General features: G+C 75.0%; 10 protein-coding genes. 5 read left to right on the top strand and 5 right to left on the bottom strand.

Features of this window, described 5'->3' with window-relative positions:
- Nucleotides 1-78 precede the first annotated feature (78 nt).
- Nucleotides 79-1,215: a M20 family metallopeptidase gene (locus ACIBK8_RS18305; RefSeq protein WP_399042879.1), complete on the top strand. Its 1,137-nt coding sequence runs from the start codon at nt 79-81 to the stop codon at nt 1,213-1,215.
- Nucleotides 1,216-1,246: 31 nt separating this feature from the next.
- Here ACIBK8_RS18305 and ACIBK8_RS18310 read toward each other — a convergent pair whose 3' ends face one another.
- Both ACIBK8_RS18310 and ACIBK8_RS18315 read right to left on the bottom strand, forming a co-directional pair.
- Nucleotides 1,247-2,599 carry an amino acid permease gene (locus tag ACIBK8_RS18310; RefSeq protein ID WP_399042880.1) on the bottom strand — a complete coding sequence of 451 codons (1,353 nt, stop codon included), beginning with the start codon at nt 2,597-2,599 and terminating at the stop codon, nt 1,247-1,249.
- 86 nt (nt 2,600-2,685) lie between these two features.
- Nucleotides 2,686-4,863, bottom strand: coding sequence for a phage holin family protein (locus ACIBK8_RS18315; RefSeq protein WP_399042882.1), 2,178 nt, complete (start codon nt 4,861-4,863; stop codon nt 2,686-2,688).
- Between the two features lie 196 nt (nt 4,864-5,059).
- Between ACIBK8_RS18315 and ACIBK8_RS18320 the strand changes: the two genes are divergently transcribed.
- Nucleotides 5,060-5,902 (top strand): MBL fold metallo-hydrolase, encoded by an 843-nt coding sequence (locus tag ACIBK8_RS18320; RefSeq protein WP_399042883.1) that lies wholly within the window; start codon nt 5,060-5,062, stop codon nt 5,900-5,902.
- Nucleotides 5,899-6,531, top strand: coding sequence for a DedA family protein (locus ACIBK8_RS18325; RefSeq protein WP_399042884.1), 633 nt, complete (start codon nt 5,899-5,901; stop codon nt 6,529-6,531). Before ACIBK8_RS18320 ends, ACIBK8_RS18325 begins: the two co-directional genes overlap by 4 nt.
- Nucleotides 6,532-6,535: 4 nt before the next feature.
- Here the strand turns inward: ACIBK8_RS18325 and ACIBK8_RS18330 are convergent, their stop codons facing one another.
- The 3 genes from ACIBK8_RS18330 to ACIBK8_RS18340 all read right to left on the bottom strand — a co-directional run bounded on the left by ACIBK8_RS18330 (nt 6,536) and on the right by ACIBK8_RS18340 (nt 9,659).
- The gene (locus ACIBK8_RS18330) at nt 6,536-7,678 is read right to left on the bottom strand and encodes an MBL fold metallo-hydrolase (RefSeq protein ID WP_399042885.1); all 1,143 of its coding nucleotides are present in this window, start codon (nt 7,676-7,678) and stop codon (nt 6,536-6,538) included.
- An 82-nt stretch (nt 7,679-7,760) separates the two neighbouring features.
- Nucleotides 7,761-8,954 (bottom strand): aminotransferase class I/II-fold pyridoxal phosphate-dependent enzyme, encoded by a 1,194-nt coding sequence (locus ACIBK8_RS18335; RefSeq protein ID WP_399042886.1) that lies wholly within the window; start codon nt 8,952-8,954, stop codon nt 7,761-7,763.
- A 267-nt stretch (nt 8,955-9,221) separates the two neighbouring features.
- Complete coding sequence (locus tag ACIBK8_RS18340; RefSeq protein WP_399042887.1) at nt 9,222-9,659, bottom strand: GNAT family N-acetyltransferase; 438 nt, start codon at nt 9,657-9,659, stop codon at nt 9,222-9,224.
- A 143-nt stretch (nt 9,660-9,802) separates the two neighbouring features.
- Between ACIBK8_RS18340 and ACIBK8_RS18345 the strand changes: the two genes are divergently transcribed.
- On the top strand, nt 9,803-11,287 hold the full coding sequence (locus ACIBK8_RS18345) for a bifunctional phosphatase PAP2/diacylglycerol kinase family protein (RefSeq protein ID WP_399042888.1): 1,485 nt from the start codon (nt 9,803-9,805) through the stop codon (nt 11,285-11,287).
- 142 nt (nt 11,288-11,429) lie between these two features.
- Nucleotides 11,430-12,245, top strand: coding sequence for a class I SAM-dependent methyltransferase (locus ACIBK8_RS18350; protein ID WP_399042890.1), 816 nt, complete (start codon nt 11,430-11,432; stop codon nt 12,243-12,245).
- Nucleotides 12,246-12,273: the final 28 nt, after the last annotated feature.

Here is a 12,273-nt window from a genome sequence, read left to right on the forward strand (position 1 = left end):
GCGCAACATGCGCAACATCTGGTCGTATGGGATCGCCCCCGGCTCTGCGCAGCCGCCCTCCCACCGGCAGGAGATCCCGTGTACGACGACGCCGTGACGCTCGCACAGCAGCTCGTCAGGATGGACACACGGGGCGGTGACGAAGAGCCGGCCGCGGCGTTCCTGGCCACGCTCCTGGAGGACGCGGGGTTCGCCGTCCGGGTCGAGGAGCCGGAAGCGGGGCGCGCCAACCTCGTCGCCGTCCGGGGTGCCGGCACCCCGGTCACCCTGACCGGACACCTGGACACGGTGCCTGCCGACGCCTCCGGCTGGTCGATCGATCCGCTGAGCGGTGAGATCCACGGTGACCGGCTGCGCGGTCGCGGCAGCAGTGACATGAAGGCGGGTGTCGCCGGCATCGTGTCCGCCGCCACCCGGCACGCGGCGCACTCCCCCGGCACCGCCGTGCAGCTGGTCTTCACCTTCGGCGAGGAGACCGGCTGTGAGGGCGCCGCGACGCTGGACGGGCTCGCGCCGAGCCCCGTGCTGCTGGTGGCCGAGCCGACCGCCAACCGCGTCGTCCTGGGGCACAAGGGCGCACTGTGGCTGCGGCTGACCGCGCACGGCCGCAGCGCGCACGGTTCCCGGCCGGAGCTTGGCGACAACGCCCTGGTCAAGCTGGCCGCCGCCGCGCAGCGCATCCACCGGCACGGCGACTGGCCGCACAGCGCCACGCATGGCGCGGCCACCGTCAACGTCGGCACGTTCCACGCCGGAATCCAGCCCAACCTCGTCCCCGACCGTGCCGAACTCACCCTCGACGTGCGCACCGTGCCGGGCTTCACCTCGGCCGACGCGGTGGCCGCGGTCCGCCGGCTGGCGGCGGACGCCGGGGCCGACGTCACCGTCGAGCGGATCCTCGACCTGCCGAGCGTGGCCACCGACCCCGGTGACGCGCTGGCCCGCGAGCTGACCGGCGTGCTGGTGCCGGGGACGGCGCCCGCCGCCGACGCGGATGGCCAGGAGCCGTGCTGCGCCACGTACTTCACCGACGCCTCGGTGCTCGCCGGGAAGCTGGGCACTCCTGCCGTGCTGCTGTACGGGCCGGGCGAGCCGGAGCAGGCGCACGTCACGGACGAGACCTGTTCGGTGGCCGCCCTCCAGGCGTCGACCGCGGCGCTGGAGCGGCTCCTCGCGCGCTGGCACGAGCGGGCCGACGGGCACCGGGAGGGCTGAGGCCCGCCCGGTCCGCGGCTGCCTGGCGGTGTTACGGACTGTCGACGGCGGCGGGCTCCGGCGCCGCCCCGGCGCGGCCCTTGCGGCGGGCCGACATGAAGGCGTAGACGAGGATCCCGGCGAAGAGGAACAGCACGCCCTGGTAGATCGCGGCGTAGCCGGCGCCGGCGACGAGCCAGAAGGTGAAGCCGAAGGCGGCGAGCGCGAGGGTCAGGTCGCGGGCGAAGCGGGCCGGGCGGACCTTGTCGCGCTGCCCGGAGAGCAGGAAGTAGATCTGGGCGCCGGCCGCGAGGAGGTAGGGGACGGTCGCCGAGAAGGTGGTGATCAGCACCAGGATCTCGAAGACGCCGCTGGTCCCCGTCAGGTAGTTGATCACCGTCAGGGCGCTCGCCAGCACCACGGCGGCGAGGACGCCGAAGGTCGGTACGCCGCGCCGCTTGGTGAGGAAGGCGGCGGGGAAGAGACCGTCCTTGGCCGCCGCGTACGGGGACTGGGCGCTCATCAGCGTCCAGCCGTTGAGCGCGCCGATGATCGAGATGACGGCGGCTGCCGCGATGACCGTGCCGCCCCACTGGCCGCCGAACATCGCGTTGACCGCGTCCGAGAAGGGCGCCTTGGAGGCGACGAGCTTGTCGTGGGCGACGGTGCCGAAGACCGCGAGGGTGCCCAGGAGGTAGACGACGGCGGCGCCGATGGTGCCGAGTACGGTGGCCCGCCCGACGTTGCGCTCCGGGTCGCGGACCTCGCCCGCGCTCATCGCGGCGGACTCCACGCCGACGTAGCTGTAGAGCAGGATCGCCGCGGCTGCCGACATGCCGCCGAGTGTGCTGTGGCCGCTCGCGTTGAAGGAGCCGAGGTTGTCCGGGTCGAAGAAGAACATGCCGACGACGGCGATGAACAGCAGCGGGACGAACTTCAGGACGGTGGAGACCAGTTGGACGGCGCCGACGTAGCGGGTGCCGGCGAAGTTGGCGAGGGCCGGCAGCCACAGCGCGCCCAGGGCCACCGCGAGGTCGGTGCCGCGCGAGGCGTGCCCGGGGAAGAGGACGTGGACGTAGCCGACGGCGGCGACCGCGAGGGCCGCGTTGCTGACCCAGGTCATGGTCCAGTACGACCAGGCGGACAGGAATCCCGCGAAGTCGCCGAACGCCTCGCGGGCGTAGACGTAGGGGCCGCCGGTGTCGGGGTGGCGCCTGGCCAGCCGGCCGAAGACCAGGGCGAGGGCGAGGGCGCCGAGGGTCAGGACGCCGAAGGCAACGAGGCTGACGGTGCCGAAGGGGGCCACGGACGCCGGCAGCAGGAAGATGCCACCGCCGATGATGTTGCCCATCACCAGGCAGGTGGCGGTTCCGAGACCGAAGCGGCGGGTGTGCCGGTCGTGCATGGCGTGGTGGGCCTCTCGTCGTGCGCTGTGCACCCGGGATTGCCGAGCGACTCCCTATCGTCGACGAACGGACACCCGCCCCAAAATCAGCGGGTTTTGTCCTGCGCCGGATAGTCGTACGACGGAAAACCTTCGGGCTTGACCGTTTCGGACCGTAGTTCGTTCGCATCGTCCGCGGAGCGCGACGCGGCGGCCGGAGCGGGTGACACCTGCGTGCACAACCGTCCGGCCCCGGTGGTGAGGGGCAGCTGCGGCCCGTCCTCCTCGCGCAGCCAGCGGCGCAGGACGCGGTGCACCTGCTCGGCGCCGACCAGTTCACCGCCGTCCGCCACCGGCGGCGACAGCTCATCCGGCCACAGCAGGAAGGGATGGCTCTGCGCGCCGCCGAGACCGCCGTGCGAGCCGATCTGCTCCTCAAAGGCGTGCACCTCGCCCGTCGCCGGGTCGTAGGCGGAGTTGACCATGATGTCGGCGACGTGCGGGAAGCGGTCGGTGCGGCGTACCGCGTCGGCGGCGCCCTCGCCGAACGCGGCCAGCGGATCGGTGCCGATGACGCGGCCGGTGTCCAGGTGGTGCTCGGCGCCGGACGGGCCGAGCACCACGGCGCCGTGTTCCGCCGAGCGGACCAGCAGGAAGCCGATGCCGGGGTGGTTGGCGAGGGTGCCGAGCAGCGCGGGGTTCCTGCGGTCCAGTTCCTCGCGGGTGACCCGGCCCGGTATGTCGGGGAACGACACCAGGCCGAGGTTGCCTGATGCCAGCACGACCGGCTGGGACCTGCTGTGTCCTTCCCGCTCCTCCGGGCGGCCCAGCGCGGCCCGCGCCGCCTGCCTGGCCTCGGCACCACTGCGGGTACGCCCGGCCCGCCGCGGCACCGGCAGCCCGCAGCCGGCCCGCACCAGGTCGCCCAGGCGCAGCCCGTAGCGCTCCAGGAACGTCACGCCGGGGCTCTGGCCGTGGTCCGAGAGCAGCACGATGCGGTAGGGGCGCGGGGCGTGCCGGGACGCCTTGGCGAGCAGCGCGACGGCCCGGTCCAGGCTGCGCAGCACCTGGTGGGTGTCGCGGTGGCTCGGCCCCGAGTGGTGCGCGACCTCGTCGTAGGCGACCAGGTCGGCGTAGACGGCGGCGCGTCCTGCCAGCATGTCGCCGACGACGGCGGCGACCACCACGTCGCGTTCGACGACGGTCGCGAAGGCGCGGATGACGGGATAGAGGCCGCCGCGCTTGACCCGCGGCTGCTCCCGGCGGAAGCGGGTGCGCAGCGACTGGGCGATCTCGCGGCAGATCTCGGCGAGGAAGGAGACGGCGGTGCGGGTGGCGTTGCCCGGGTCGGAGAAGTACGCGAAGTAGCCGGCCCGGGAGCGGTTGTACCGGCCGCGGCGGGCGGCGACCGACATGACCAGCGCGACCTGGTCGGCGCCGCCGCTGAAGAGGTTGCCGCGGCTGGCGCCGTCGTGGGCGAGCAGACCGCCGTCGCCGGTGCGCTCGACGGCCCGGCGCTGGAGTTCGGCGGCGCTGGTCGGCCGGTTGCTGACGACGAGTTCGCCGGTCTCCTTCTCGTACCAGCGGAAGGCGGGCAGGTCCTCGTTGCTGCCGTGCAGGATGCCGAGCTGGCTGGCGCCGGTCTGGCTGGACCAGTCCGTGCGCCAGGGGGTGAGGCGGTGGCTGGTGGCCCGCCAGCGGGCGACGGTCTCCATCAGCGGTCGCTCGCCCTCGGTGGCCTCCCGCAGCAGGTCGTGCCCCACCCCGTCGAGCTGGAGGAAGAGGGTGCCGGGTGCGCGGGGGCCGGTGGCGGCACCGGCCCGGCGGGCACGCCGGCCCGCGAGCCGCACCAGCCGGCGGCGGTACGCCTCGTCGTTGCGTACGGCGAGGAAGGCGGAGGTGGCCGACGAGGTCGCGGACATCACGGCGGCGACGATCACGGCGGTCTCGGGGGCGGCCTGGCCCCGGCCCTCGGGGATCAGGCCGAGGGCGAGCAGCAGCAGCGAGCCGTTGAGGAAGAAGACCAGCAGGCCGAGCACGAGGGCGGGCACCAGCAGCAGGGCCCGCACGAGCAGCGGCCAGACCAGGGCGCTGAGCAGGCCGAAGGCGCCGGCGCCGAGGGCGGCGGTGAGTGCGGTGCGGGTGAAGCTGTCGCCGTTCTGCGACTGGAGGCGGAAGTCGGGCAGCACCGCGGCGAGCAGCAGCAGGGTGAGACTGGACACCGCCCACACGGCGAGTACCCGCCACAGGGCGCCACCGAGAGTCCCCCATCGCGGCGTCCGCACGCCCTACCACCTCACGCTCCGGCCCGCGCCGACCGCACGGACATCCCGCCAAGCGTGTCATAAACAGACCGCTCGATGACCTGTGCCCCGGTATGCATGAAATGCCGCAGATGCATAGGAATCCCCTATCCGCGGCGTGGCCGTCCGGCCCGCCCCCGCCCGGCATTCCGATCCCCCGTGCCGCGCTCCCTGCGGGATGAGGCAGGATCGGAAGGCAGTGCCACGAGTCGGGAGGTCAGCGGTGCCGGAGGTCACCTGGTGGGGGCATGCCACCGCGACGATCGAGGACTCCGGGGTGCGGGTGCTGACCGATCCGCTGTTCACCCGCCGGCTGGCCCATCTGCGGCGCCGCCGCGGCGCGCTGCCGCCGCCCGCCGCCGCCCGCGCCGACCTGGTCCTGGTGTCCCATCTGCACGCCGATCATCTGCACCCCGCCTCGCTCGCCGGCCTCGCGCCCGGCACGCGGCTCGTGGTGCCGTACGGCGCCCGCGCCGCGGTGCCGGGACTGCGGCGGGTGGCCGCGGCGCGCGGGCTGCGGATCACCGAGGTCGTGCCGGGGGACGTCCTGGAGGCCGGGGCGGCCGACGGCGCGGGCACGGTGACCGTACGGGCGGTGCACGCGGCGCACGACGGGCGGCGGCTGCCGTACGGGCCGCATCTCTCGCCCGCGCTCGGCTACGTCGTGCACGGCACGGTACGGACGTACTTCGCGGGCGACACCGGCCTGTTCGACGGGATGGCCGAGGCCGTCGGGCCGTGCGAGGTGGCGCTGTTGCCGGTGGGCGGCTGGGGGCCGTTCCTGGGCAGCGGGCATCTCAACCCGCGGCGGGCGGCCGAGGCGGTGGCGCTGCTGGCGCCGGCCAGTGCCGTCCCGGTGCACTACGGCACGTACTGGCCGATCGGCCTCGACGCGGTGCGACCGCACGAATTCCACGCCCCCGGCGAGGAGTTCGCACGTCAGGTCGCTCTGCTGGCACCGGATGTGACGGTGCACAGGATCGGGCACGGCGAGTCGGTACGGCCGGTGGTCGCACGATGACGCCGTTGGCCGTGACGCTGCTCGCGGACGCCCCACCGGAGTCGACGCAGCAGGCGGTGGCGTATCCGTCGCTCTTTCTGCTGGTGGTGCTGGGGTCCTTGGTGCCGGTGGTGCCGACGGGGGCGGTGGTCAGCTCGGCGGCCGTGGTGGCCTTCCACCAGTCGTCGCCGTTCGCGCTGCTGATCGTCTTCGCCGTGGCGTCGTTCGCGGCGTTCCTGGGTGACCTGGGGCTGTACTGGCTGGGCAGCCGCGGCACGCACTCCCGGGGCGGATCGCGCTGGCTGGAGCGGCTGCGCGCCCGTGCGGCGCCGGAGCGTCTTGCGCAGGCGCAGCGGAAACTGCGGGCGCACGGCGTGCTGGTGCTGGTCCTGTCGCGGCTGGTGCCGGCCGGCCGGATCCCGATCATGCTGGCGTGCCTGCTGTCGGCGATGCCGCTGCGCACGTTCGCCCGCGGCGACGTTCCCGCGTGCCTGGCGTGGGCGGCGACGTACCAGCTCATCGGGCTGGCCGGCGGTTCGCTGTTCGGCAGGCCGTGGGAGGGCGTGGTGGCCGCGGTGGCCCTGACCGTCCTGATCGGCGCGGCGCCCGCACTGTGGCGGCGGCTGCGGCCACGGCGCGGCGAGGTCTGAGGGTTCAGGGGACGGGCAGGACCCGGGAGGCGCCGACCGGCAGGTCCCAGAGGTCGTCGCGGGGGCGGCCGGTGGCGGCCCAGGCGGCGCGGACGCGGTGCAGGGGTTCCATCGGCGGCTCGCCGGAGAGCAGGAACGTCGACCAGTGCATCGGTGCCAGCACCCGTGCGCCGACGTCCTGGCAGGCCCGTACCGCCTCTTCGGGGTCGGTGTGCACCGGGCGCAGCATCCAGCGCGGGTCGTAGGCGCCGATGGGCAGCAGCGCCAGGTCGATGCCGGGGTAGCGGCGGCCGATCTCCTCGAACCAGTGGCCGTATCCGGTGTCGCCCGCGAAGTGCACCCGCCGGCCGTCGGGCGCGGTCAGCAGCCAGCCGCCCCACAGGGTGCGGCAGGTGTCGACGAGAGTCCGCTTGCTCCAGTGGTGCGCGGGCACGAAGTCGAAGCGCACGGGCCCTTCGGGCGCGGGGAGTTCGACCGCCTCCCACCAGTCCAGCTCGGTGACCTGGGTGAAGCCGCGGCGGCGTGCCCAGGGCGCCAGGCCGGCGGGGAGCAGGAGCGGGGTGGTGCGGGGCAGGCGCTTGAGGGTGGGGGCGTCGAGGTGGTCGTAGTGGTTGTGGCTGATGACCACCGCGTCGACCGGCGGCAGGTCCTCCCAGCGGACTCCCACCGGGGTGACCCGGGGCGGTGTGCCGAGGATCTTGCGGGACCACACGGGGTCGGTCAGCACGGTGAGTCCGCCGATCCGTACGACCCAACTGGCGTGCCCCGCCCAGGTGAGGGCGACGGTGCCGGGTCCTGCCGGTGGCAGCGGTCCCGGGGCGAACGGGAGGTCCTGGATCTGCCCCATGGCTTCCTCGGCCGGACGCAGCTTGCCTTCCCTGGCGATCCTGGCCAGCGCGCGGACACCGGGCAGCGGCGCGGTCAGCCGGTCGGTGAAGTCCCTGGGCCAGGTGCGCGGTTCTCCCAGGGGACGGGGTTCGGTGAGCGGCGGCGGGGCGGTGGACGGCGCGGCGGCGAACCCGGGGGCCTGACCTGCCTCGCCGGCTGCCGGGGCCCTCTCGCCCGGTGCCCGCTCGACGGGGACGGTCCCGTCGGGCACCGCGGTGAGCGCGTGCTCGGCGACGGAGCGCTCGGTCTGTTCGGTCATCGAGGGGCTCCATTCGGTGGACTGAACCAGGGGACTGAGCCGGGGAGTCGGGCCAGGGGATGGCGGCGGGCGGCCGGGGCGGTCAGCCGCCGCGCGCGGTGAGGGCGGCCAGGGCGTCCGAGAGGCCGGTCAACGCCTCGGCGATCTGCGGCAGTTCGAGCGGGTCGGGCACGTCCAGGACGCGCCGGCGCAGCTCCGGGTCGGCGCCGAGCAGCGCCTCGGCGCCCAGCCGCACCCGCAGCGCGCCCGGGTCGTCCCCGAAACGCCGCCCGGCCCGCGCCGACCAGGCCCGCAACTCCCGCTCCAGATCCGCCGGTTCGCCGATTCCCGCGGCGGCGAGCGGGCGGCGCAGCGGATCGAGGTCGGCGTAGAGGTGGCTGCCCGAGCGCGGCGGGCGGCAGAGCGCACCGGCCGCCGCGAGGACGCGGTGGAGCGCGGCGGCGAGGGCGCCGTACACCCGGGCGACCGTCATGGTGCGGGCGCGTACGGCGTCGGGTTCGGCCAGGGCGTGGCCGACTGCTCCGGCCAGCGGCGCCGGGAGCGGGGTGCCCACGGCGGCCAGCGCGTCGTGAGCGGCGGCGCGCAGCGCGGTGCCGCGGGCGGTGGCGGGGAAGCGGGCCACCGCCGCGGGCCAGGAGGCGGGGACGAGGGCGGGCCGCAGGTCGGTCAGGACCACGACCTCGTCCGGCAGCATCTCGGCGGGGCTGAGCAGCACGGTGTCGTGCGGGTCGTGCAGCAGGTCGCGGCGCGACTCGTCGCTGATCACCCACATCCCCTCGCCCGCCGCCGCCTCACAGACCTCGTGCAGCTGCTCGGGCGGCGGGCAGCTGCCGGTCGGGTCGTCGGCGACGGAGAGCACCAGGACCCGGGGCGTCTCGCCCTGCATGCGGGCCCTGCGCACGGTCTCCAGGAACGCGAACGGATCGGGCGCGCCGCCCGATTCGGCGGGCACCGGCGCGAGGTGCACCGGCCGCCCCAGCAGCCGGGCGGGCGGCGCGTACCACTCGGCGCAGGGCCGCGGCAGCACCACGGCGCCGTCGGCCGCCGCGTACAGCGCCAGCAGCAGGGCGGGCGCGCCGGGGGCGGCGAGGAGGTGGCCGGGGTCGGTGGCCAGGCCGCGGCGTTCCCAGTAGCCGGCCGCCGCCGCGCGCAGTGTGCAGGAGCCGCCCGCGGGTTCGGGTCCTGCGCGGTCGGCCGCCGCGGCGAGGTGGGCGGCGAGTTCGGGCAGCACCGGGAAGCCGGCCGGCACGTCCGGCTCCGGGGCGGTCCGCTGCATCCGTACCTCCACATTGCACGACGGCCGGCCGGGGCCTGCGGCGGCCGGCCGCGGCCCGGTGCGGCGGGCGGGGCCCCGGCCGGTGTTCGTGGGCCCATCACATGAATCACGCCTCGCCCACCTTGGCAGATCGCGGGGGTGGCGGCGGTTCGACACGTCAGCGGAGCGCGCCCGGCGGCGTACCGGCCCGGTGCGGCGGGGCCGTATGGGGCATGGGGGTCGCTCGTGCGTACGACGGCCGGGGCGGGGCGGAGGCGGCGTCCCGCGCTACGGGGCGGGCGCCTCGTACCGGTGCACCGTGACCTGCTCGCCCGGTCCCCACTCCTGCCGCTCGGTGCCGGTGCGGAGCCAGCCGTGCCGCTCGTAGAGGGCGACGGCCGCGCGGTCGGTGCTCTTCACCTCCAGGACCAGCCGCAGTCCGCGGGCCCCGGCCGCTTCCTGGGCGGCGCGCAGCAGGCGACCGCCGATGCCCTGGCCGCGGGCGGCGGGGCCGACGTAGAGGCGGCTGACCTCGTGGCCGCACAGGGCGGTGTGGCCGACGACGGTGCCGCCGTCATCGGCGACCCAGGCGTCGGTGAGCCCCTCAGGGGTGAGCCAGCGCACCGGGTCGGCGGGCCAGTGGTGCGGATAGCCGCTGTGCGTGTGCACGTCGGCCAGGACCGCGGCGCAGGCGTCGAGGTCGGTGTCGTTCCGTTTCCTGATCACCCGGGCATGCAAGCACAGCAGGACACGGCGGCAACCGGTTTTCCGGTGGCCCGAGGTACGGCCGCTTCCGGTTGCGCGGGACGTCGGCACGCACCGTGTCCGGTTCCTGCCTGTTGCCGCCGGGTTGGGGTACAAGAGGGCGCATGCACACGCTCCTGAACCGACTCGACCTGCGGCTCTTCCGCACCATCGCCTCCCGCGAGTGGCCCGGTGCCCAGCAGGTGCTGCCCCGTCTGACCCGCGGCGCCGACCACGGGCTGCTGTGGTTCGGCATCGCGGCGGGTGCCGCCGCGCTCGGTGGCCGCCCCGCCCGCCGGGCCGCGCTGCGCGGCGCCGCCTCCCTCGCGGTGGCGTCGGCGACGGTGAACACGCTCGGCAAGCGCTCGGTGCGGCGGGCGCGCCCCCTGCTGGACGCGGTGCCCGTCATACGGCAGGTGCGCCGTCAGCCCGTCACCTCGTCCTTCCCGTCGGGGCACGCGGCGTCGGCGGTCGCCTTCGCCACCGGCGTCGCCTTCGAGAACAAGTGGTGGGGTCTTGCGCTGGCGCCGCTCGCCGCTTCGGTGGCGTTCTCCCGCGTCTACACGGGCGTGCACTATCCGGGCGATGTGCTGGCGGGCGCCGCGCTGGGCGCCGGGGCGGCGTTCGCGGTGCGCGGTCTGGCGCCGACCAGGGCCCAGTTGGCGCCGCCCGCCAGGCCGCGCGCCGACGCCCCGGCGCTGCCCGGCGGGCGCGGCCTGACCGTGGTCGCCAACCAGGGGTCGGGGCAGCGCGGCGAGACCCGTCCCGACCGGTCCCAGGAGGTGCACGGTGCGCTGCCGCACGCCGACGTGGTGACCTGCGGCGGGCCGGACGCCACGACGCTGGACAAGGCGCTGGAGGAGGCGGCGGAGAGCGCCGCGCGGCAGGGCGGCGCCCTGGGGGTGCTGGGCGGCGACGGCACGGTCAACGCGGCGGCGGCCGTCGCGGTCAGGCACGGCCTGCCGCTGGTGGTGCTGCCCGGCGGCACGCACAACCACTTCGCCTACGACCTGGGCATCGAGAGCGTCGCCGACGCGGCGCGGGCGGTGGAGCGTGGCGAGGCGGTGGCGGTGGACCTGGCGCGTTTCCGGGCCGGGCCGCACCGGGAGGGCCAGTACTTCCTCAACACCTTCTCCATCGGGGCCTATCCGGAGCTGGTGCGGATCAGGGAGCAGTGGGCGGGCCGGATCGGCGCCTGGCCCGCCGGGGTGCTCGCCGCCTGGCAGGTGCTGCGGACGGCGCAGCCGGTGGAGGCCGAAGTGAACGGCCGCAAGCGGGAGTTGTGGATGCTGTTCGTCGGCAACTGCGCCTACCGCGGCCTCGGTCTGACCCCGGTACGGCGGCACGACCTGGCCGACGGCGTGCTCGATGTGCGGGTGGTGCGGGGCGGCCGGCTGGCCCGCACCAGGCTGCTGGCGGCGGCGCTGACGGGCACCCCGCGCTCCTCTCCCGTGCTCGGCGAGGCGCGGCTGCGCAGGCTGCGGATCGACGGCCTGCCGGACGGTACGGATCTCGCGTTCGACGGTGAAGTGACCACATCGCCCGGCGGGTTGACCCTGGAGAAGGAGAACGAGGCGCTGACGGTCTACCGCCTGCTGCCCGAATCCTGAGATGCAACTCTCATGATCCGAGATTGCGGCGTACCGTGAACCGATCACGCCGAGGGCTCCCGCACGCGGACGGTGCGGGCCCCGGCGTACCGGCGCCGTCCGCAGCGGCGCCGGTACGCCGCCAGACACGAAGGAGCCGGCCATGCCGCAGGAAACCGCCGTCTACACGCACGGCCACCACGAGTCCGTACTGCGCTCGCACACCTGGCGCACCGCCGCCAACTCGGCGGGATACCTGCTGAGTTCGCTCCGTCCGCACATGAAGGTGCTGGACATCGGCTGCGGCCCCGGCACCATCACCGCAGACCTGGCGGAGCTGGTGCCCGACGGCCACGTCACGGGTCTGGAGTACGCGCCCGACATCCTGGAGCAGGCCCGCGCCACGGCCCACGGCCGGGGGCTGACCAACGTCCGTTTCGAGGCCGGCGACGTCCACTCCCTGGACTACCCCGACGACACCTTCTGCGTGACCCACGCCCACCAGGTGCTCCAGCACGTGGGCGACCCGGTCCAGGCCCTGCGCGAGATGCGCCGGGTCACCAAGCCGGGCGGCATCGTGGCCGTACGCGACGCGGACTACTCGGCCATGACCTGGTACCCCGAGGTCGACGGGATGGACGACTGGCTGCGGCTGTACCTGCGGGTGACCCGCGCCAACGGCGGCGAGCCGGACGCCGGGCGCCGGCTGCACGCCTGGGCCAGGCAGGCCGGCTTCGCCGCGGAATCCGTCACCGTGACGACGGGCACCTGGTGCTACCACACGCCGCAGGAGCGCAGTTGGTGGAGCGGACTGTGGGCGGACCGCACGGTCTCGTCGGACTACGCGCGGCTCGCGGTGGACGGCGGCCACGCCACACCGGAGGAACTGACGGCCGCCGCACGGGCCTGGCGCGCGTGGGGCGCCGATGAGGACGGCTGGTTCTCCGTGCTGCACGGCGAGATCCTCTGCCGGGTGTGAGGGCGGCGGCCGGCGCCTTCCGTTCCCC

Origin of the sequence: Streptomyces sp. NPDC050161 (assembly GCF_044460025.1) — a bacterium.
Lineage (GTDB): Bacteria > Actinomycetota > Actinomycetes > Streptomycetales > Streptomycetaceae > Streptomyces.

Bases quoted from the DNA above. Each gene is read 5' to 3' on its own strand.
- ACIBK8_RS18350 (WP_399042890.1), top strand. From the start codon at position 11,430: ATGCCGCAGGAAACCGCCGTCTACACGCACGGCCACCACGAGTCCGTA.
- ACIBK8_RS18330 (WP_399042885.1), bottom strand. From the start codon at position 7,678: ATGACCGAACAGACCGAGCGCTCCGTCGCCGAGCACGCGCTCACCGCG.
- ACIBK8_RS18310 (WP_399042880.1), bottom strand. From the start codon at position 2,599: ATGCACGACCGGCACACCCGCCGCTTCGGTCTCGGAACCGCCACCTGC.
- ACIBK8_RS18325 (WP_399042884.1), top strand. From the start codon at position 5,899: ATGACGCCGTTGGCCGTGACGCTGCTCGCGGACGCCCCACCGGAGTCG.
- ACIBK8_RS18320 (WP_399042883.1), top strand. From the start codon at position 5,060: ATGAGGCAGGATCGGAAGGCAGTGCCACGAGTCGGGAGGTCAGCGGTG.
- ACIBK8_RS18335 (WP_399042886.1), bottom strand. From the start codon at position 8,954: ATGCAGCGGACCGCCCCGGAGCCGGACGTGCCGGCCGGCTTCCCGGTG.
- ACIBK8_RS18345 (WP_399042888.1), top strand. From the start codon at position 9,803: ATGCACACGCTCCTGAACCGACTCGACCTGCGGCTCTTCCGCACCATC.